Source organism: Shewanella sp. ISS20 (assembly GCF_056522965.1).
Genome location: NZ_JAWRZK010000001.1, coordinates 3310554 through 3332240, shown reverse-complemented (window position 1 = coordinate 3332240; position 21687 = coordinate 3310554). Strand labels below are relative to the sequence as shown.

The 21687-nt window shown below is 46.9% G+C and carries 14 protein-coding genes; 6 read left to right on the top strand and 8 right to left on the bottom strand.

What is annotated here, in order from left to right; translation table 11 throughout:
* Positions 1 to 40: 40 nt before the first annotated feature.
* Positions 41 to 1339 (top strand): phosphoribosylamine--glycine ligase, encoded by a 1299-nt coding sequence (gene purD, locus AC1HDP_RS15080; protein ID WP_479639369.1) that lies wholly within the window; start codon positions 41 to 43, stop codon positions 1337 to 1339.
* A gap of 92 nt (positions 1340 to 1431) precedes the next feature.
* Here the strand turns inward: purD and AC1HDP_RS15075 are convergent, their stop codons facing one another.
* The gene (locus AC1HDP_RS15075; protein WP_479639368.1) at positions 1432 to 2226 is read right to left on the bottom strand and encodes an SDR family oxidoreductase; all 795 of its coding nucleotides are present in this window, start codon (positions 2224 to 2226) and stop codon (positions 1432 to 1434) included.
* Positions 2227 to 2506: 280 nt separating this feature from the next.
* Here AC1HDP_RS15075 and AC1HDP_RS15070 point away from each other — a divergent pair, with 280 nt between their 5' ends.
* The 3 genes from AC1HDP_RS15070 to AC1HDP_RS15060 all read left to right on the top strand — a co-directional run bounded on the left by AC1HDP_RS15070 (position 2507) and on the right by AC1HDP_RS15060 (position 4899).
* On the top strand, positions 2507 to 3205 hold the full coding sequence (locus AC1HDP_RS15070; RefSeq protein ID WP_479639903.1) for a spondin domain-containing protein: 699 nt from the start codon (positions 2507 to 2509) through the stop codon (positions 3203 to 3205).
* Between the two features lie 11 nt (positions 3206 to 3216).
* The gene (locus tag AC1HDP_RS15065; protein ID WP_479639367.1) at positions 3217 to 3933 is read left to right on the top strand and encodes a spondin domain-containing protein; all 717 of its coding nucleotides are present in this window, start codon (positions 3217 to 3219) and stop codon (positions 3931 to 3933) included.
* A gap of 225 nt (positions 3934 to 4158) precedes the next feature.
* On the top strand, positions 4159 to 4899 hold the full coding sequence (locus AC1HDP_RS15060; protein WP_479639366.1) for a response regulator transcription factor: 741 nt from the start codon (positions 4159 to 4161) through the stop codon (positions 4897 to 4899).
* Positions 4900 to 4981: 82 nt separating this feature from the next.
* Here AC1HDP_RS15060 and hemE read toward each other — a convergent pair whose 3' ends face one another.
* On the bottom strand, positions 4982 to 6046 hold the full coding sequence (gene hemE, locus AC1HDP_RS15055) for a uroporphyrinogen decarboxylase (protein ID WP_479639365.1): 1065 nt from the start codon (positions 6044 to 6046) through the stop codon (positions 4982 to 4984).
* 471 nt (positions 6047 to 6517) lie between these two features.
* Between hemE and rsd the strand changes: the two genes are divergently transcribed.
* Entirely contained in the window at positions 6518 to 7018 is a 501-nt protein-coding gene (gene rsd, locus AC1HDP_RS15050; protein WP_479639364.1) for a sigma D regulator, read from the top strand.
* Positions 7019 to 7167: 149 nt separating this feature from the next.
* Here the strand turns inward: rsd and acnB are convergent, their stop codons facing one another.
* A complete protein-coding gene (acnB, locus tag AC1HDP_RS15045; protein ID WP_479639363.1) occupies positions 7168 to 9765 on the bottom strand; it encodes a bifunctional aconitate hydratase 2/2-methylisocitrate dehydratase in 2598 nt (865 codons plus the stop codon).
* 346 nt (positions 9766 to 10111) lie between these two features.
* Between acnB and hxpB the strand changes: the two genes are divergently transcribed.
* On the top strand, positions 10112 to 10825 hold the full coding sequence (gene hxpB / locus AC1HDP_RS15040) for a hexitol phosphatase HxpB (RefSeq protein WP_479639362.1): 714 nt from the start codon (positions 10112 to 10114) through the stop codon (positions 10823 to 10825).
* A 119-nt stretch (positions 10826 to 10944) separates the two neighbouring features.
* On the opposite strand, the gene AC1HDP_RS15035 is transcribed toward hxpB, so the two are convergent.
* The 5 genes from AC1HDP_RS15035 to aceE all read right to left on the bottom strand — a co-directional run bounded on the left by AC1HDP_RS15035 (position 10945) and on the right by aceE (position 21679).
* Positions 10945 to 13005 (bottom strand): M13 family metallopeptidase, encoded by a 2061-nt coding sequence (locus AC1HDP_RS15035; protein WP_479639361.1) that lies wholly within the window; start codon positions 13003 to 13005, stop codon positions 10945 to 10947.
* 146 nt (positions 13006 to 13151) lie between these two features.
* Positions 13152 to 15368: a patatin-like phospholipase family protein gene (locus tag AC1HDP_RS15030; RefSeq protein ID WP_479639360.1), complete on the bottom strand. Its 2217-nt coding sequence runs from the start codon at positions 15366 to 15368 to the stop codon at positions 13152 to 13154.
* A 157-nt stretch (positions 15369 to 15525) separates the two neighbouring features.
* A complete protein-coding gene (gene lpdA, locus AC1HDP_RS15025) occupies positions 15526 to 16953 on the bottom strand; it encodes a dihydrolipoyl dehydrogenase (protein WP_479639359.1) in 1428 nt (475 codons plus the stop codon).
* 177 nt (positions 16954 to 17130) lie between these two features.
* Complete coding sequence (gene aceF / locus AC1HDP_RS15020; protein ID WP_479639358.1) at positions 17131 to 19005, bottom strand: pyruvate dehydrogenase complex dihydrolipoyllysine-residue acetyltransferase; 1875 nt, start codon at positions 19003 to 19005, stop codon at positions 17131 to 17133.
* A 13-nt stretch (positions 19006 to 19018) separates the two neighbouring features.
* Positions 19019 to 21679: a pyruvate dehydrogenase (acetyl-transferring), homodimeric type gene (gene aceE, locus AC1HDP_RS15015; protein ID WP_479639357.1), complete on the bottom strand. Its 2661-nt coding sequence runs from the start codon at positions 21677 to 21679 to the stop codon at positions 19019 to 19021.
* Between the last annotated feature and the right edge of the window lie 8 nt (positions 21680 to 21687).

Below are 21687 nucleotides of genomic sequence, written 5' to 3'. Positions count from 1 at the left end.
GATTAGGGCCTTACCTATTTTGATTTGTGGGAGTGTAACCATGAAAGTATTGATCATAGGTGGCGGTGGCCGCGAACATGCCTTAGCGTGGAAAGCTGCGCAGTCAGCCCAAGTAGAAACCGTATTTGTGGCCCCAGGTAATGCTGGCACAGCCTTAGAGCCGAATGTTGAAAACGTGGCTATTAGTGCCACCGACATCCCTGCCCTGCTGGAATTTGCTAAGACTCACGCCATTGAGCTCACCATTGTTGGCCCAGAAGCGCCATTAGTGCTTGGTGTGGTTGATGCTTTTAATGCTGCAGGTTTAGCCGTATTTGGCCCAACCAAAGCGGCCGCTCAGCTTGAAGGTTCTAAAGCCTTCACTAAAGATTTTTTAGCGCGCCACCAGATCCCAACCGCTGGCTATAAAAACTGTACTGTGATTAGCGATGCTAAAGCCTATGTGCGGGAATTAACGTCAACGACTGGTTATCCGGTCGTGATCAAGGCCGATGGTTTAGCCGCCGGTAAAGGCGTAATTATCGCGCAAACAGAAGCTGAAGCTGATGCAGCCATTGATGACATGCTAGCAGGTAATAAGTTTGGTGAAGCGGGCTCGCGGGTGGTTATTGAAGAGTTTCTGCACGGCGAAGAAGCAAGCTTTATCGTCATGGTTGACGGTAAAAATATTCTGGCTATGGCCACCAGTCAAGATCATAAAGCCCGCGATAACGGCGACTTTGGCCCGAACACTGGCGGCATGGGTGCCTATTCACCAGCGCCAGTAGTGACTCAAGCGGTGCACGACTGGACCATAGAGCATGTCATTCGCCCAACTGTGGATGGCATGGCTGCTGAAGGCAATGTTTATACTGGCTTTTTATACGCAGGCCTAATGATAGCGCCCGATGGCAGCGCCAAAGTATTAGAATATAACTGCCGCTTTGGTGACCCAGAAACGCAGCCGATTATGATGCGTTTGCAATCGGATCTGGTGCAATTATGTTTAGCCGCCACCCGTGGTGAGCTTGATAAATTCAGCGCTGAATTTGACCCACGCCCCGCCGTTGGCGTGGTATTAGCCGCTGGCGGTTATCCTGATGATTATCGCAAAGGCGATGTGATTGCAGGCCTCACCTTAGGCAATAATGACGGCAAGGTATTTCATGCTGGCACTGAGCTTAATAATGGTCACGTGGTCACTAATGGCGGGCGCGTATTATGCGCCACTGCGCTTGGCAACTCAGTCACCTCAGCGCAGCGCGCCGCTTATGAGCTAGTTGATGCCATTCATTGGGATGATGTGTACTTTCGCACCGATATCGCCCACCGCGCCATTAAACGCGAACGACAAGGCTAACTCCTTTATAGGCTTAGCTTGTATGTAAAGTGATTAAGTAAAAACCAGCGGCAGCTGGTTTTTTTATGCCAAAAAGAGTTACTTAATAACCGCTAATGCCCAGATTTAATCGCCTTTTTAGCTAGCTTATCAATCCACTGCGGCTTAATAAGTTTAAGCCAGCGCCCAAGTCTGCCGCGCCGCGACATAATAAGTAAGCGCTTTCGCGCTGCTATGGCAGGCAGCATAAGGGCGGCGCACTCAGCGCTAGTCATGATTTTATCTTCCTTCATTGGGCTTACCCCGAGCGTCTTACCATCATGACCAATAGCGCGCTTATGGATTTGTGAGACCACAAAATCTGGGCACAATATGGTAACTGCGACGCCATGATCAATAAGCTCAATTCGCAGTGCATCAAAAAAGCCCATCACTGCATGTTTGGAGGCGCAGTAACCACTGCGAGTCGGCACGCCTGTTATTCCAGCGAGCGACGACACTACTACGATTTGCCCGCGACTTTGTTTAAGCGCAGGAAGCGCTGCATGGGTTAAATAGGCGGGCGCCATAAAATTTACTGTCATTAAGCGCTCAAGAATGGCGAGATCTTGAAGCTCATCAAAGCGCGACCACATGGTAATGCCAGCGTTATTAATCAAGATATCTAAGCGCTGATAATGATTAATGGCATCAAGTATCACCTGCTGACACTGTAAAGCATCACTTAAATCGGCGCTCAGCACTAAATGCTCGCCCTTAAGCTCAGCGGCTAATTCCTCTAAGCGCTGCCGATTACGGGCAACTAACACTAAACGCGCGCCTTTGGCCGCTAATTGCTGACAGAGCGCGCGGCCAATGCCTTCTGAGGCGCCAGTGACTAGCACGACTTTTTGATTAAATTCATCCATGTGTTCATCTAGCCGCTGTTTATTTATCCACCAAGCTGACACAAAGCATTGGCTATCTCAAGCTTGCCACAGCTTTACCTGCGAATTTTATCGTTAATGACATTTATTATTCCCTTAGATGCTGAGTAACTTGTCCCATTAAACGTGATGAAATCGTGATAAATAGGCGACTTTCAGGTGAGAAATAAGGTTAAAGCTCAATAAGGTTAATCATTCCCCTAATTATGGAGCTTATATGTCAGCAAAATCACTCCCTCAGCCAAAAGCCTTAAGCACGCTTATGATTGGCAGCTTAACCGCTAGCGCACTTGCTATTAGCGCCATGGCCATGAGCGCGCAAGCCGCGCAATTAGAAATTACTATGACTAACCTCACCAATGGCAATCACTTCACCCCGATTTTAATTGCCGCCCATGACGATGATATTGCCTTGTTTCGCTCAGGTGAGGATGCATCTTCAGCACTCCAAAAAATGGCCGAAGGCGGTGATATTAGTGATTTAGTAGCCGCTGTTTATGGCGCGGGTTATCCAAAATTAGCTAATCCTGCTGGCGGTTTGCTTGCCCCCAGTAGCATGAGCAATAAAGCCAATTTAGAAACTAACGAGGCTATGTATTTATCGGTAGTCGCCATGGTACTGCCCACCAATGATGCCTTTATCGGTCTAGATAGCTGGAAAATCCCGACCGAAGCTGGCACTTATCAGGTGTATATCAATGCCTATGATGCTGGCACAGAAGCTAATGATGAAATCATTAATGGCGGCGGCGCCTCTGGGGTAGCAGGTATTCCAGCAGCACCTGGCGCCAATGGCGGCGTTAATGGTACTGGTCTTAATGACTTATCTGGCAATGACAAGGTGCATATTCACCCAGGTGTGTTAGGGGATTTTGATGCCGCGGGCGGCGTGAGCGACCTTGATAGCCGTATCCATAGATGGCTAAACCCTGTGGCGCGCATGACAGTCACAGTGAAGTAACCGAGGTCAGTATGAATAAACTTACTATTTTGGCCATAAGCTCAATCTTGATATTAAGCGCTTGTCATAACCGTGATGATACCCCTATTACGCCACCGCCACCGACTCCACCAGCGCCACAAAACTATACAGTGACAGTGACTAACCTCACCGCCAATCAAGTGTTCTCGCCCATATCCACGCTGCTGCACCAAGCAAGTGTAAGCCCTTGGATAGTGGCAGAACCTGCGAGCCTTCCCTTAGAAACCTTGGCAGAAGCTGGCGATGCTAATAGCTTTAGTCAAGTGGCTGGGGTGAGTCGAGTGATAGTGGCCAGCGGCCCCTTAGTACCAGGCGCCACCAGCACCCAAACCATTGCCATCACGCTAAGTGTTGGCGCATCAACCACTGATTTGCAATTATCTGTGCTCACAATGCTAGTTAATACCAATGATGCCTTTACCGGCGTTGCCAATATTGATTTAAGCGATTTAGCTGTGGGCGCGAGCGTCACAATTCGCAGCCTAGCTTATGATGCTGGCACTGAAGCCAACTCAGAAGAAAAAGGCACAATCCCAGGCCCTGCCGATAATGGCGAAGGCTTTAATGCCGCGAGGGAAGATAATAACGCTGTGCGCGTGCACCAAGGGGTGATATCTCAAGATGATGGCTTAACCGACTCTGTGTTAAATGCCTCCCATCGCTTTGATAACCCAGTGGCACGCATCAGCATTAGTCGCGTTAACTAGTCGCGCACTAAGTGAAATTAGTTGTAAACCAAGCAGCCACCAGCCTTGCACCGTACTTTTGCTCGATGAGCCAAGCACTCACGCTAAAAGTACGGTGAGTTTTTTAAATCTGCCATCTCTTAAATCACCCGCAATAAGTCCCACATAATTAATCCCACACAATAAAATCTGCAGCTCACAGGTCTACTGGCCACACCTTTTATGATCATGAAAAAGGAAGCCCGCATGAGTGAGTTTGAGAAAAGCATGAGTATTTTGTTACTGCATAATAATACCGACAAATGTCAGCAGCTCAGTCAATCCCTTGAGTTAGCGGGATTGACCTTGCAGCAAGCCAACTCTTGGAACAAGGTCATTAGCTTGTGCCAGCAAGGGCAAGTTTCCTTATTGATACTCACTAAATATTGGCAGCAACACGATGGCTTAATGCTCATTCGTCAATGCCGCCAATTAGGCTTAACTCTGCCGCTCATCTTTATGACCGAAGTACGCAACGAAGCTGAAACTGTATTGGCACTAGAATCTGGCGCCGATGATTGCTTAGAAATGGCCCTTTCGGCGTTAGAATTTTCCGCGCGTATTCGCGCAAGACTGCGCCAGCATAGTAGCGAGCCCAAAGCGCCTAGTGGCTCGCAGCTGCAATTTGGCGGTGTATCCATTAATACTGATACTCGCGAAGTGCTACTCGATTCGCAGCTACTTAATTTAACCGCGCGCGAGTTTGATTTACTCACCCATTTGGCCCAGCACCCCAACCAAGTGTTTAGTCGGATGCAGCTACCGCAAAGTGTGTGGGGCTACAGTCACCGCGGCTATGAACATACTGTCAATTCCCACGTTAATCCATTGCGCTCAAAGCTAGCGCAAGTGGATGGCATGGAAGAATTAGTCAAAACCGTGTGGGGGGTGGGCTATAAATTTGCGCCGCCTAAAACCCTGGCTCTTGGCTGCGCCCTAATGCAATAACAGAGTGAGATTGAAAGTAAAACCTATGAAACATCACCCCAAACAAGCACAAAAAAAGGCCCTTGCGGACCTTTTTAATGACTTACTTGTGGTAAGGAGTTGATAATTCATGAACGGCTTCAATAAAGGCGCCAGCATGCTCAGGATCAACATGCTGATGGATACCGTGGCCTAAGTTAAACACATGGCCAGTACCTTCACCGTAGCTAGCTAAGATGTTAGATACTTCTTCACGAATACGACCAGTAGGTGCGTACAGCATAGATGGGTCCATGTTGCCTTGCAGTGCCACTTTGTGACCAACGCGGCGACGCGCATCACCAATATCTACTGTCCAATCTAAGCCTAAGGCATCACAACCGGTCTCAGCCATAGACTCTAACCATAAGCCGCCGCCCTTAGTGAATAAGGTGACAGGAACTTGACGGCCATCGGCATGACGGGTCAAACCATCAACTATCTTCTGCATATAACGCAGTGAGAATTCACGATACGCTGCGTGCGATAACGCGCCGCCCCACGAATCGAAAATCATCAAAGATTGCGCGCCGTTAGCAACTTGAGCATTCAGATACAAGATCACTGAATCTGCTAACTTATCTAATAACATATGTAACGCCATTGGCTCGGCGTACATCATGCGCTTAATCTTTTCAAATACTTTGCTGGAACCACCTTCAACCATGTAAGTGGCCAATGTCCAAGGTGAACCTGAGAAGCCGATTAACGGTACTTCACCTTTTAATTCGCGACGAATGGTTTTCACCGCATTCATCACATAGCCTAATTCATCTTCTGGATCAGGAATTCCGAGCTTCTTAATGGCTTCTAAGGTGTCGGTTGGGCGCGAAAAACGTGGGCCTTCACCAGTCTCAAAATACAAGCCTAAGCCCATGGCATCAGGTACGGTCAAGATATCAGAAAATAAAATGGCGGCATCTAACTTATAACGACGCAAAGGTTGCAAAGTTACTTCACAAGCCAAATCAGCATTACGACATAACGACATAAAGTCACCGGCTTGCGCGCGCGTAGCTTTATATTCTGGTAAGTAACGTCCGGCTTGACGCATCATCCATACCGGCGTCATATCAACAGGCTGCTTCAATAACGCGCGCAAATAACGATCATTCTTTAACTCTGCCATCTGGCTTGCTTCCTACACTTGTTAAATTACTGAGGCGCTAGTTTAGCATTTACATGAATAAAGTAACCTCAGAAGGATCATTTCTGTGAGCTTCACCTTAGCATGCCCAGATATTTTCCTGTGCGCCAAACATACTCAGGCATGCTGGTTAATGTTGCTGATTCACATTTTTAAGTCGATAGCGCCTTATTTACCATAAAAAAGTTGCGGATTTTGCGTCCATCTGTTATAAAAAATGTGCGCTAGCAAGAACAATCAAGAAGCTCGCTGTATCGAGCCCCTAAGTTCACAAATTATTTGCCCTGCAATGATTCCGTCGTTGCAGGGTTTTTTATTGGCTGGCGTTTATTTGGGTGTTTGAATATTTGATGAAGAAAGTATTAAAACTGCCCGCGCTTAATAAAAACAGTTGATCATTCCTAATTGCTTACATACATTAAGAACTAAGGTAAAAATAGATGAGGCAAGGTCATGCTAACCAAGTTAGAAATAGCTGAAAAGGAATGGGGCGGAGCAGATAAGCTTATTGATCAATGGCTTGGGCATAGACGCAATCTATTGGTCAGTTATTGCAAGCTCGCCGGCTGTGCGCCTTATCAATCAAAATCCTGTTTACCCAATCTTCCACAAGTAAATCAATTTTGCGCCCTGATTGTCGATTATGTTTCTGAAGGCCATTTTGATGTTTATAGCCATATGGTATCGGCTTGCGAACAACACGGCCAACAAAGCCGCGATTTAGTCAGTAAATTACTGCCGAAAATTCACAACACCACAGATGATATTCTCGATTTCAGCGATAAATACGCTGAAGCAGAAGATGACACAGTATTATTCTCACTCGATAAAGATCTCGCCAATTTAATTCATGCCTTAGAAACACGCTTTGGATTTGAAGATCAATTATTGGAGATCTTGTATCTGTATGTCTCAGCCACTAAAGAAACTGAAAGCGATTCACTGGCGCAATAATGCCGCTAAGTGTTGCTTATAAAAAAGCCAGCGAATGCTGGCTTTTTAGATCTGTATTCAATGAATATCAAGCTTAATTAACCGCTAGAGTTCAGGATAAATGCCCTGAGCGATAACTCAGGGCCAAGCCGTACATCTATATTGCAGGCTTATACCGCTGACTGAAAAATAACTGTCTCGGCTTTTTTGGTATAACTATCGAGCTGATCAAAGTTCAAATAACGATAAGTGTCGGCCGCTGTTGCGTTTAACTCTTTAGCGTACACTTGATACTCTTCAACTGACGGTAAACGCCCCAGCAAGGCTGCCACAGCAGCAAGCTCTGCCGATGCTAAATACACATTAGCGCCAGTACCTAAACGGTTAGGAAAGTTACGTGTAGAGGTTGATACTACAGTCGCGCCTTCTGCCACTCGCGCTTGGTTACCCATACATAATGAGCAACCTGGGATTTCAATGCGAGCACCCACGCGACCAAAGATGGCGTAATAGCCTTCTTCCGTCAGTTGATCTCTATCCATCTTAGTAGGCGGCGCTATCCATAAACGAGTTGGCAGCGTTTTAGCAAACTTATCCAGCATCTTACCAGTAGCGCGGAAGTGACCTATGTTAGTCATGCATGAGCCGACAAACACTTCATCAATCTTAGTTTGCGCCACACTTGAGAGCAGCACGGCATCATCAGGATCGTTCGGCGCACATAAGATTGGCTCTTTGATGGTATTAAGATCAATCTCAATCACAGCGGCATACTCAGCATCGCTATCAGCCACCATAAGTTCAGGGTTAGCCAACCACTCTTCCATCGCCTTAATGCGGCGTTCAATCGTGCGGCGATCGCCATAGCCTTCGGCAATCATCCACTTCAACATGACTATGTTAGAGTTGAGATATTCGATGATAGGCTCTTTATCCAGCTTAATGGTGCAACCTGCCGCCGAGCGCTCAGCCGAGGCATCAGATAATTCAAAGGCTTGCTCAACTTTCAGGGTTTCAAGACCTTCAATTTCCAATACGCGGCCAGAGAAGATGTTGACTTTTCCTTTCTTCTCAACCGTTAGCATGCCAAGTTCAATGGCTTTTAATGGAATGGCATGGACTAAGTCGCGCAGCGTAATACCTGGCTGCATCTTGCCAGTAAAACGCACTAATACTGACTCAGGCATATCAAGAGGCATAACGCCGGTTGCCGCCGCAAACGCCACTAAACCAGAACCTGCTGGGAATGAAATCCCAATCGGGAAGCGGGTATGTGAGTCGCCGCCAGTGCCTACCGTATCTGGCAATAACATACGGTTCAACCAAGAGTGAATAACACCATCGCCTGGGCGCAGTGACACGCCGCCGCGATTCATAATGAAATCTGGCAATGTATGGTGAGTATTAACATCAATCGGCTTAGGATAGGCCGCTGTATGGCAGAATGACTGCATGGTTAAATCGGCACTAAAACCTAAACAGGCTAAGTCTTTGAGCTCATCACGAGTCATAGGACCTGTGGTATCTTGCGAGCCCACAGATGCCATTTTAGGCTCACAATATTGACCAGGGCGCACTCCAGCAACGCCGCAGGCCTTACCCACCATCTTCTGCGCTAAGGTATAACCTTTGCCAGAATCAGCCACATCTTGTGGACGCACAAAAACGTCTGAGGCTTTAAGGCCTAATACTTGACGCGCTTTATCCGTTAAACCGCGGCCGATAATCAGCGGAATACGGCCACCAGCGCGCACTTCATCCAGTAACACGTCAGTTTTTAGGCTAAAGCTTGAAATTACGTCATTGGTGCCGTGACGCTTAACTTGACCCGCGTACGGATAAATGTCGATCACATCGCCCATTTCCATCAAGCTAACATCAAGCTCAATGGGCAGCGCGCCCGCATCTTCCATGGTATTGAAGAAAATCGGCGCGATTTTACCGCCCAAACAGAAACCACCAGCACGCTTGTTCGGCACGAAAGGAATATCATCGCCCATAAACCACAGCACTGAGTTAGTGGCAGATTTACGAGATGAACCAGTACCCACCACGTCACCCACGTACACGAGAGGGAAACCTTGGCTCTTTAGCTGATCAATTTTTTTAATCGGGCCAACGCTGCCAGCCACATCAGGCTCAATGCCATCGCGGGCGTTCTTGAGCATAGCTAAGGCATGCAATGGAATATCTGGACGTGACCAAGCATCAGGGGCTGGCGATAAATCATCAGTGTTAGTTTCTCCCGACACTTTAAATACAGTAAGGCTAATCTTGTCAGCCAATTTAGGACGACTTAAATACCAATCGGCATTAGCCCAAGCTTCAACGACTTGTTTAGCATAGCCATTACCTGCGTCCATCTTATCAATCACATCATGGAAAGAGTCAAACATCAGCAAGGTATGTGACAAAGCTTTAACCGCTATCGGCGCTAAGGCTGGGTTATCTAATTGCGCAATTAACGGCTCAATGTTGTAACCGCCTTGCATGGTACCAAGTAGCTCAGTAGCACGCGCCGCCGATAAGATAGGCGATGTCACTTTGCCTTTAGCAACAGCATCAAGGAAAGCTGCTTTTACGTAAGCCGCTTCATCAACACCTGGGGGAATTCGATTTTCAAGCAGATCAAGAATAAAGGCTTCTTCACCTGCAGGTGGGGTTTCAACGAGTTTGACTAATAGAGCAACTTGTTGTGCATCCAGTGGTTTAGGGACTACACCTTCTGCGGCACGCTCTGTGACGTGTTTACGATATGCTTCTAGCACGGCAACATTCCTCTTTGTTAGGCGTTCTAATACCACACCATGCACTTTAGCACTTTATGTGGGTATCACTCGATACTGCTGGGCTTCAGGGTCGAAGTCGCAGTCCGACGGGTTCCTTGGTGGTATTGTGCTACTAGGCTGTTACGACTCACTCGCTCAAGCGGCATGATACCTTTACCACGCATTTCCGCTTGCCAGTATACTACAGCTTTACAAAACTATGCATTAGCTCACAACTAGCAACAACTAATCTGCATCATTTAACACTAATCAGTGTAAATTTTACTAATGCGTTAGGGAATTAGACGATAGTGTAGATCGGGTAAATCATTGGAGAAGCCTGAAGATGGCGGCAATTAAAGCAATAATTTTTGATATGGATGGCGTACTGATAGATTCAGAGCCCCAGTGGCAACAAGCAGAAATCGCCGCCTTTGCGGCCGTGGGTCTTAATCTCACCCTAAGTGATGTCATCACCACCACAGGCCTTAGGGTCGATCAAGTGGTGGAATACTGGTATCAACGTAAGCCTTGGCCTAATGCTAACAAGCAGCAAGTCACCGATTACATTAGTCAGCGCTTAGTGGATTTTATTCTGGAATCGGGCGAAGCCTTAACCGGCGTTGAAGCCGCGCTTAAACATTGTCAGCAATTAGGGCTAAAAATTGGGTTAGCAACATCGTCACCGCGCTCTATTTTAGATGCCGTGATGACGCGCCTGAATTTAGGCCATTATTTTGCTGCCACTTGTAGCGCCGAAGGCTTAGCGTACGGTAAGCCGCACCCTGAGGTATATCTTAATTGCGCATACGCCTTAAGCGTCGCGCCCAATTTATGTTTAGCCGTGGAAGATTCTGTCAATGGCATGATAGCGGCGCGCGCTGCTGGCATGCAGACCTTAGTGATCCCAGCGTTAGAGCAAGCGCAAGATAAAGGTTTTGGCGCCAGTCATTATCAGCGCCAAAGTTTGCTGGAACTGCCTAATTTACTCGATAGTTTATGTGAGCAAAGCTGGTGTGAGATGAGCCTTAAGCAAGACCCCCGTCAACACAGTCATTAATGTTTCATATGATTAAAGTTGACTAGTCAATTAAGTATCATGACCAATCAGCGACCTAAAATTAAGCCAGGCAGTGCCTGGCTTAATAATTTTTACTTATTTAGTTCACTTGAACGCGCTTACCAAATTTTGACTCTTTGCTCAGGCGCTAAATACATCTTATCGCCTTCTTTAACATCAAACGCCTGATAAAATTCAGCAATGTTCTTTGGCGTGCCCATGGCGCGATAATGACTAGGGGAATGCACATCGGTTAATAAGCGTCGTCCCATTTCTTCATCGCGATAATTGCGGCGCCACACTTGTGACCAACCCACAAATAAGCGCTGCTCACCGCTTAAACCATCAAGCACAGGCGATGGCTTACCAATAAGACTCATTTGATAGGCGCGCATGGCCACAGTTAAGCCACCCAGATCGCCAATATTCTCGCCTAAGGTCATTTCACCATTCACAAACTTGCCAGGCAACGCTTCATACTGACTGTACTGCTCTGCCAGTTGCTTAGCGCGAGCGGTAAACTCTTGCTTATCTTGCTCAGTCCACCAGTTGCGTAAGTTGCCATTGCCATCGTACTTAGAGCCTTGGTCATCAAAACCATGGCTGATTTCATGGCCAATCACAGCGCCTATGCCGCCATAGTTAACCGCGTCATCGGCTGCCATGTTAAAGAACGGCGGTTGCAAAATCGCGGCGGGAAACACGATTTCATTCATCACTGGGTTAAAATAGGCGTTCACCGTTTGCGGCGTCATATGCCACTCAGTGCGATCTATGGGCTTACCTAACTTAGCTATCATCTGCGCGTATTCAAACTGGCTATAACGCTCATAGTTACCAACCAGATCGTCGGCCGCCAAGCTTAATTCACTGTAATCGCGCCACTTATCTGGATAACCAATTTTGTAAGTAAATTTAGATAACTTGTCTTGCGCTTCCAACTTAGTGGCAGCGCTCATCCATTCAAGCTCATTAATGCTGACTTCAAAGGCCTTAATCAGATTTTGGATCATCACCTCCATGCGCGCTTTAGCTTCTGGCTTGAAGTTGGCTTTAACGTACTCTTCCCCGATCATTTCACCAATCACGCCATCGGCCGCATCCACCGCCTTCTTCCAGCGCGGCTTTTGCGCTTCTATGCCTTGCAAGGTTTGACCGTGAAAGCCAAAGTGCAAATCCACAAACTGGCCACTCAGCAGCTCAGCGTAATTATCCACTAAATGGAAAGCTAAATAGTCTTGCCACATGCGTAGTGGCAGAGTTTTAAACTTCTTACCTAAGGCCTCAAAATAAGACGGCTGCGACACGATAATATCCGCGGTTTTACCTTCTAGCCCAACGGCCTGATTAAAAGCGCTGACATCAAAACTACCAAGTAAGGTTTGCAGCTTTTCCATACTCATCTTGTTGTAACGCTTGTTGGCATCGCGCGATTCAGTGCGGCTCCATTGATGCTCAGCAATAAAGTTTTCAATCACGGCTACACTTTGCGCGGCGCGCTCAGGCGCGCTATAACCCGCCTCAGTCATCACTTCGGTCACGTATTTAGCTAAGGCTTCGCGGCTCGCTACAAACTTTGGCTCATTTTTTAAATAGTAATCTCTATCAGGCAAAGTAAGCCCAGACTGACCTAAATAGACGGCATATTCGCTGGAATTTTTAGCATCATTATTGACATAAAAGCCCATAGGAATGCTGGCGCCATTAATCAGCAACTTGCCCATGACGGCGGCGAGTTCATCATGGGTTTTAGCCTTAGCAATATCACTTAACAGCGGCTGAATAGGGCTAGCACCTAACTCATCAAGTAACTGAGTATTCATGTAGCTGTTATAAAAATCGCCAATCTTTTGCTGATTGGTGCCAGCCTTTGCCCCTTTATTGGCAGCCGCTTGCTCGATAATCAGCTTTAATGCTTGCTGGCTTTCATCATACAGCACAGAGAAAGCGCCATAGTTAGATTGATCGGCGGGAATTGGCGTGTTGGCTAACCACAAGCCATTGACTGAATAATAGAAGTCATCTTGATGGCGCACTGCAGGGTCAAAATTCTTGGTTTCTATGCCAGAAACCGCTGGGCTAGTTGGCGCTTGGCTAGTCGCAGACTTGTCACTATGGCTGCATGCGGCGAGCCCTAAGGTTAATGCTATCCCTAAGGCTAAGGAGCTTACTTTATTCATTATTATTCCTTGGCTTAAACTTCAATGTGTCAACAATTTAGCTTATCACGCCGCGTGTGACTAGCGAGTGCTGAATTTGTAAACGACTATTGCGACCTCAATCATGGCTGTGATTAAGGTCGTGATTAAGCTCGCCATTGATAAACTTAGAAGTTTTTACCCACAAAAATATATAAGGAGCGCTCACCTGTATCTGTCACGCCAAACCCAAGTGCTGCTGGGCCGAGCGCGGTATCTGTGCCTAAATAAAGGCTGCTGCCATAGATTAAATCATTAAAACTGACGACATCTTTTTGCAGCCACACATTACCGGCCTCAGCGCTTAAGCCCAAATACAAGGGGAAAGCATCCATCCCCAGCATATCGCGGCCTAAATCATACTGATAAATCATGGCGCCAAATAACTTATGCGGCCCGATTAACGCATCTCTGTGATAGCCAGAGAGATTTAAAAATCCGCCAAGCTCAGACAATTGCAGCGTGTAAACGCCTTCATTATCAACAGTTGCTGCCGCAAACTTACCCACAAAAGCATGATTACCGACACTTAAGGCGCCTTTCCAATCAAACTCAACTTGCAGCGAATTTCCATGGGATTGATTCCCTATGAGATCAAGCTTCTCTTTACGCCAATACACATTAAGATTAACGCGATTACCTGAAGTCGGAAAACTTATGCTATCTAAGGTGTCATAGCCGAGCAGCACATAAGCGCCATAACTATTGAAATCGAGTTGATTATCGAAATACATCTCTTGCGATAAATCACCCGCATCACCGGTAAATCCAAACTCAATCCGCCCAGGAGTACTGAAGTTATACCCAAGGCCTAAGTCGATTTGATAGGTGTTTTTAGTCAGTGCCAGCAACAAGCGATTAGCATCAAACAAATCTAAATCTTCAATTTGATACTGAGCGCGGGCTCTTGCGTAAAACAAACGATCATTATCAAGGGGCTGATAAAACTCAGTAGCAAATAGCTTTTCAGAACCAAATTGCAGCTCGTTGCGCCAACTGCCGCCAAGCTCATTAAGGCCTGTCATTTGATAGGCAAAATCAAAACTAAAGGCCGATTCCAATGTAAAGTCATCTTCCCAGTTAAGCCCTAACTGAAAATAATCAGGCCCCCAGGATTTAGGTTTAGTGGTTACTACTAACACCCGACCTTGCGAGGTATCTAAAAACTCAGCATCAACCCGTTCAAACAAATCGAGGGAGTAAATTCGATTAATACCGGCATCTAACTCATCTTTATTAACCAAAGCGCCCGCGCCTATGCCTAAGGAATCATAAATAATGGCATCACTCACATCGGACTGATTATTAAGCTTTACGGCTATCAGCGGCGCTTTCAGTTCATCAACCCACTGTTCTCGCACTACGGCTTTATGATTGGTATAAGCTTGCCAACTGGCATCATCAAGGCTCAGTGTTTGCAACTTATCTATTTGCGCCATGGCAGCATCTATGCCTAAAGGCAAGACTTGGGGCATGATAGTAAAATCTGTGGTACTCATATCGCCAACATCGGGGCGAATAAGAATATCTTTATCTGTCAGTAGTAACTTTTGCTTTTCAGTGCTGGCGTTAGTCAAGATGGTCGATAACTGATTTAACACTGAAATAGTGCCTGTGAGCTGCTCTTTAGTCATCAAGGATGAACCGATATCAACGGCTATCACTATATCTGCGCCCATGGCTTTGACCACATCCACCGGCATGTTGTTGGCAATACCGCCATCCACCAGCAGCATGCCATCAAGTTCGACTGGCAACAAAGCCCCAGGCACAGTGGCTGACGCTTGCATGGCTGTCACTATATTGCCTGAGCCCAGCACATAAGCTTCACTGGTGATGAGATTGGTTGTGACCGCTCGATAAGGAATGGATAAATCATCAAAGCTATCAAAATTCTGCACTAGGCCTGCGGCATCTTGTAGCAGTAACGCCATGGTTTGGCCATTGAGTAAACCGCGGGGAGATTTCATGCGGCCATCACTGTAGCCTAAGTCGAGCGGGATATTATATTCATCGCGCTGCTGCTTATCGCGATAACTTAAATCTTGGCGAGCGATAGTGTCTGAATAGCCTGCCGCCCAGTCGGTATTAAGCATAATGGCTTCGATTTCCATCACGCTATAGCCTAAGGCATACATGCCACCAACAAAGGCGCCGATACTGGTGCCGGCCACATAATCCACCGGGATTTTATTGGCTTCGAGTACTTTAAGCACGCCAATGTGCGCCGCCCCTTTGGCGCCGCCGCCACTGAGCACTAACCCCACAGTCGGCCGTTTGCCATCATCAGCCAGCACTATAAAGGGCAACGTCAGACTGCACCAAAGTAAAAGGGTTCGCACCATCACCAAGCTCCATAGCGACACAGATGTCATATTGGCAATGATTCTAGCAAGAAGCGCAAGGCAACACATTGAATTAGTGTTTATTGTTGTAAAATTGCTTGAGATTTTAACAACAAAAAAGCGCCACTAGGGCGCTTTTAGTTTTAAGCCTTAAGGCTTATTTTCTCTTTTTTGCCTTTGGGTTTGGCAAATCAGTGATAGAACCTTCGTACACTTCGGCGCACAGACCAACAGATTCATGCAAGGTTGGGTGCGCATGGATGGTTAATGCTAAATCTTCAGCATCACAACCCATTTCAATGGCTAAGCCAATTTCACCTAACAACTCACCGCCGTTAACACCAACAATGGCGCCACCAATAATGCGATGGGTATCTTTATCAAAAATCAGCTTAGTCATACCGTCGCTCGCATCAGATGCGATAGCGCGGCCACTTGCAGCCCATGGGAAAGTCGATACTTCGTATGACAAGCCTTGTGCTTTAGCTTCTTTCTCGGTTACACCGACCCAAGCGACTTCTGGGTCAGTATAAGCAATCGATGGGATTACTTTAGGGTCGAAGAAATGCTTCAGACCAGAAATTACTTCAGCAGCCACATGGCCTTCATGCACACCTTTGTGAGCCAACATAGGTTGACCAACGATGTCGCCGATAGCAAAAATGTGCGGCACGTTAGTGCGCATTTGCTTATCAACATTGATGAAACCACGTTCATCAACATTCACGCCAGCTTTATCAGCGGCAATCAGCTTACCATTTGGCGTACGACCAATAGCCACTAATACGGCATCATAACGTACTGGCTCTAATGGACCGGTTTTGCTTTCCATGCTGACATAAATGCCATCAGTGCGAGCTTCAACCGCAGTCACTTTAGTTTCCAACATCAGATTAAACTTCTGCTTAATCTTCTTGGTAAAGATACGGATGATATCTTTATCGGCAGCCGGGATCACTTGGTCGAACATTTCAACCACGTCGATTTCACTGCCTAAACTTGCGTATACTGTGCCCATTTCTAGACCAATAATACCACCGCCCATTACCAACATTTTCTTAGGAACTTCTTTCAGTTCTAAGGCGTCGGTTGAATCCCAAATACGTGGGTCTTCATGAGGAATGAAAGGTAATTCGATTGGACGCGAACCCGCAGCGATAATAGCGTTATCGAAATTGATGCGAGTTACGCCAGCAGCGCCAGTCACTTCAATCGTGTTAGGGCCAACAAATTGACCAACACCATTAACCACATTCACTTTACGCATCTTGGACATGCCGCCCAATCCGCCAGTCAATTGGCCAACTACGCCAGCTTTATAAGCGCGCAGTTTTTCGATATCGATTTGTGGCTCACCGAAAGTGACACCGTGAGAAGCCATTACTTTCGCTTCTTCAATCACTTTAGCTACGTGCAATAAGGCTTTAGATGGGATACAACCCACGTTCAAGCACACGCCACCTAAAGTATTAAAGCGTTCAACGATCACTGTCTCTAAACCAAGATCGGCGGCGCGAAATGCTGCTGAATAGCCGGCAGGGCCGGAGCCTAATACCACTACCTGAGTTTTAATTTCGTTACTCATGTCTTCCTCTATATTTCTTATCAGTGCTAGCGATACTATCGCTTCCAGATTAAGAGCCGGCTATTGAACACCGAAGTCCTTGTAGTTTGGCCGATTCTAACCTGTGTTTAGCTCAGATAACAATCACTGACTTAAAAGCTATATAAAAAGGCTGCTGCTAAACAGCAGCCTTAACTTTTATAAAACCAGGGTACGAATATCTGATAAACAGTTATTCAAGAAGGTAATAAAGCGTGCACCTTCAGCGCCATCGATCACGCGGTGATCGTAAGACAGTGACAGTGGCAGCATTAAGCGTGGAGCAAATTCTTTACCATTCCAAACTGGCTTAATTTCAGACTTAGATACGCCCAAAATACCCACTTCAGGAGCGTTAACAATCGGCGTAAATGCCGTACCGCCAATGCCGCCTAAGCTTGAAATAGTGAAACAACCGCCTTGCATGTCGGCAGCAGTCAGCTTACCGTCACGGGCTTTCTTAGACACAACCATCAGCTCTTCAGATAACTGGTGAATGCCTTTCTTGTTCACGTCTTTGAACACAGGTACCACTAAGCCATTTGGCGTATCAACGGCGATACCAATGTTGACATACTTCTTCAGAATTAAGCTCGCGCCATCATCAGACAGTGACGAGTTAAAGGTTGGGTGAGCTTCCAGCGCCTTAGCAACCGCTTTCATGATGAACACCAATGGGGTGATCTTCATGCCAGAATTCTTCTTCGCTTCAGCAGCATTTTGCGTCTTACGGAAGTCTTCCAGTTCAGTAATATCAGCGTTATCCCACTGAGTAACATGAGGGATTTTAACCCAGTTACGGTGCAGGTTAGCGCCAGAAATCTTCTGAATGCGTGACAGTGCTTTAATTTCAGTTTCACCAAACTTGCTGAAATCAACCTTTGGCCAAGGCAGCAGATCCAGTTCACCACCTGTGGTCGCTTTAGCGCTCACTTGGCCAGATTCAACCAGCTTGATAGCAGCCTTGATATAAGCCTGTACGTCTTCACGAACAATGCGATTCTTGCGACCAGAACCTTTTACGTTAGCTAAGTTAACACCTAACTCACGGGCCATACGGCGGATGACTGGTGATGCATGTGCATAAGCGGCGTTATTCACGAACTCACCGCTAGCAACAGCAGCTTGCGCTACAGATGCAACCGCTTGCACAGGCGCGGCTGGTGCTGCAACAGGAGCTGCCACTTGAGCAGGAGCTGCAGGCGCGGCGCCAGCTACGCTAAAGCTCATGATCAGTGAACCAGTAGAGACTTTATCGCCCAGGGCAATCTTAATCGCGGTCACAGTACCAGCGAAAGGAGCAGGAACTTCCATAGAAGCCTTGTCGCCTTCAACGCTAATCAGTGACTGGTCAGCAGCAACAGCGTCGCCTACTTTAACCATGATTTCAGTCACTTCAACTTCATCACCACCTATGTCTGGCACCATCACATCTTGAACAGATGGCGCTGCAGCAGCGACAGGAGCCGCTACGGCTGCAGGAGCTGCCACTGGAGCGCTATCTGCAACTTCAAACATCATGATTAAGCTGCCAGTTGAGACCTTGTCACCAACAACAACTTTCAGCTCTTTCAGTACACCGCCAAATGGCGCTGGTACTTCCATTGAGGCTTTATCGCCTTCAACACTGATGATGGCTTGGTCAGCAGCAACTGTGTCGCCTACTTGAACCAAAATTTCAGTTACTTCAACTTCATCGCCGCCAATGTCTGGCACGTTAACCGCTTGCAGTGCAGTGCTCACTGCTGCCGCAGGAGCGGCAACAGCTGCTGGAGCCGGCGCAGCAACAGGCTGGGCGCCCGCTTCTGCGTCAAATTCCATGATTAATGAACCGGTAGTCACTTTGTCGCCAATCGCAATCTTAATAGATTTAACGATACCGCCAGTAGAGGCCGGAACTTCCATCGATGCTTTATCGCCTTCGACAGAGATAAGAGACTGCTCAGCTTCCACTTTGTCGCCAACGCTGACCAAAATCTCGGTCACTTCAACTTCGTCAGCACCAATGTCTGGGACATGAATTTGGATTGTCATTTTATCTTGCCTCTTACGCGTACAGCGGATTGATCTTGTCAGCGTCGATGTTGAACTTAGCAATAGCTTCAGTCACAACCGACTTCTTAATATCGCCACGCTTTGCCAATTCAGACAAGGCAGCAACTACGACATAGCTTGCATTCACTTCGAAGTGACGACGCAGGTTTTCACGGCTATCTGAACGACCGAAACCGTCAGTGCCTAATACCTTGTAAGATACAGAAGGCATAAAGGCGCGCACTTGCTCAGCGTAGTTCTTCATGTAATCGGTAGCCGCAATCGCTGGCTCTTTACCAATCACTTGGCTGATGTAAGCTTGCTTCTCTTCAGCTTCTGGGTGCAGCATGTTGTAACGCTCAGCGTCTTGTCCATCACGAGTCAGCTCGTTGAATGAAGTCACAGAGAATACATCAGAGGCTACGCCATACTCTTCACTCAAAATGGCCGCGGCTTTACGCACTTCGTTCATGATGGTGCCTGAGCTTAACAGTTGCACTTTATGCTCACCGGCATAAGATTCTAACTTGTAGATACCTTTACGAATGCCGTCTTCAGCGCCTTCTGGCATGGCTGGCATGGCGTAGTTTTCGTTCATCAGCGTCAGGTAGTAGAACACGTTTTCTTGATCGCCATACATGCGACGGATACCGTCTTGCATGATTACCGCTAACTCGTAAGCAAACGTTGGGTCATAAGAAATACAGTTAGGAATAGTGTTCGCCTGAATATGGCTGTGACCATCTTCGTGCTGTAAACCTTCACCGTTTAAGGTAGTACGGCCAGCGGTAGCGCCTAATAAGAAGCCACGAGCTTGCTGATCACCAGCCATCCACGCCATGTCGCCAACACGTTGGAAACCGAACATAGAGTAGTAGATGTAGAACGGGATCATTGGCAAGTCGTTGGTGCTGTAAGATGTTGCTGCAGCTACCCAAGATGACATTGCACCCAGTTCGTTAATACCTTCTTGCAATACTTGGCCTGAAGTCGCTTCTTTATAGTAAGACACTATGCTGCGATCTTCTGGGGTGTATTCCTGACCATGTGGGTTATAAATCCCGATTTGGCGGAACAGGCCTTCCATACCAAAGGTACGGGCTTCGTCGGCAATAATTGGTACTATGTTCTTACCAATATTTTTGTTCTTCAGCAGTACGTTTAATGCACGTACAAACGCCATAGTGGTAGAGATGTCACGCTTTTGCTCTTCGAGCAACGGCTTGAATTCTTCAACTTCTGGCACAATTAGTTCTTCAGTGAAGTTTGGTAAACGCTGTGGTGTATAACCATGCAGCGCCTGACGACGGCTGTGCAGATAGTTATATTCAGCAGAACCTTCTTCTAACTGTAAATACGGCAGTTCAGCGACTTTGTCATCACTCAGCAGATCTTCAAGACCTAAACGGTCACGCAGATGCAGAACATGAGTCATGTCCATCTTCTTCACGCCGTGAGCAATGTTCTTGCCTTCAGCCGCGTCGCCCATGCCATAACCTTTAACGGTTTTAGCCAGAATAACAGTTGGCTTACCTTTGGTTTCTTTAGCATTAACGAAAGCAGCATATAACTTAGATGATTCATGACCACCACGCTTAAGCGCGAAAATTTGGTCATCAGTCATATCAGCAACTAAGGCAGCCGTTTCTGGGTACTTACCAAAGAAGTGCTCACGAACATAAGCGCCATCTTTTGACTTAAAGGTCTGGTAATCACCGTCAACAGTTTCATTCATTAACTGCAGTAACTTACCGGTAGTGTCTTTAGCTAATAAAGAATCCCAGTTGTTACCCCAGATAACCTTAACTACGTTCCAACCCGCGCCGCGGAACAGACCTTCCAATTCTTGGATGATGCTGCCGTTACCCATAACCGGGCCATCAAGACGCTGCAGGTTACAGTTAACTAAGAAACACAGGTTATCAAGCTTTTCGCGAGCTGCGAAAGAGATAGCACCGCGTGATTCTGGCTCATCCATCTCACCGTCGCCTAAGAAGGCGTATACGCGTTGAGCAGACGTGTCTTTCAGACCGCGACCATTTAAGTATTTCAGGAAACGAGCCTGATAAATGGCTGACATTGGGCCAAGACCCATAGATACAGTCGGGAATTGCCAGAATTCTGGTAACAGCTTAGGATGCGGGTAAGAAGGCAAACCTTTACCATCAACTTCTTGACGGAAGTTATCTAACTGAGCAGCAGTTAAACGACCTTCAAGGAAAGCGCGCGAGTAGATACCAGGTGCGATATGACCTTGATAATAAACTAAATCGCCACCATCAACTTCGTTAGGAGCACGGAAGAAATGGTTAAAGCACACTTCGTAGAAAGCAGCTGATGACTGGTAAGACGCCATGTGGCCACCGAGGTCTAAGTCTTTCTTAGACGCACGTAGCACGATCATGATGGCATTCCAGCGAATGATTGAACGAATGCGGCGCTCAAGGGTAGTGTCGCCAGGATATGCTGGCTCCTGGTTCGTAGGAATAGTATTGATATAGTTGGTATTAATACCAGTGGCCATATCAACGCCATCTAAACGAGCCTTATCAAGTACTTGCTCAAGTAAGAATTGAGCACGCTCAACACCTTCTTCGCGTACAACTGATTCGAGAGCCGACAACCACTCAGTGGTTTCCTGTGGATCTAAGTCTTGTAGCATATGTTCAGACATGTCGCTGT

Bases quoted from the DNA above. Each gene is read 5' to 3' on its own strand.
- AC1HDP_RS15070 (WP_479639903.1), top strand. From the start codon at position 2,507: ATGATTGGCAGCTTAACCGCTAGCGCACTTGCTATTAGCGCCATGGCC.
- hxpB (WP_479639362.1), top strand. From the start codon at position 10,112: ATGGCGGCAATTAAAGCAATAATTTTTGATATGGATGGCGTACTGATA.
- aceF (WP_479639358.1), bottom strand. From the start codon at position 19,005: ATGACAATCCAAATTCATGTCCCAGACATTGGTGCTGACGAAGTTGAA.
- aceE (WP_479639357.1), bottom strand. From the start codon at position 21,679: ATGTCTGAACATATGCTACAAGACTTAGATCCACAGGAAACCACTGAG.
- purD (WP_479639369.1), top strand. From the start codon at position 41: ATGAAAGTATTGATCATAGGTGGCGGTGGCCGCGAACATGCCTTAGCG.
- hemE (WP_479639365.1), bottom strand. From the start codon at position 6,046: ATGGCAGAGTTAAAGAATGATCGTTATTTGCGCGCGTTATTGAAGCAG.
- rsd (WP_479639364.1), top strand. From the start codon at position 6,518: ATGCTAACCAAGTTAGAAATAGCTGAAAAGGAATGGGGCGGAGCAGAT.
- AC1HDP_RS15060 (WP_479639366.1), top strand. From the start codon at position 4,159: ATGAGTGAGTTTGAGAAAAGCATGAGTATTTTGTTACTGCATAATAAT.
- AC1HDP_RS15035 (WP_479639361.1), bottom strand. From the start codon at position 13,005: ATGAATAAAGTAAGCTCCTTAGCCTTAGGGATAGCATTAACCTTAGGG.
- AC1HDP_RS15030 (WP_479639360.1), bottom strand. From the start codon at position 15,368: ATGGTGCGAACCCTTTTACTTTGGTGCAGTCTGACGTTGCCCTTTATA.
- lpdA (WP_479639359.1), bottom strand. From the start codon at position 16,953: ATGAGTAACGAAATTAAAACTCAGGTAGTGGTATTAGGCTCCGGCCCT.
- AC1HDP_RS15075 (WP_479639368.1), bottom strand. From the start codon at position 2,226: ATGGATGAATTTAATCAAAAAGTCGTGCTAGTCACTGGCGCCTCAGAA.
- AC1HDP_RS15065 (WP_479639367.1), top strand. From the start codon at position 3,217: ATGAATAAACTTACTATTTTGGCCATAAGCTCAATCTTGATATTAAGC.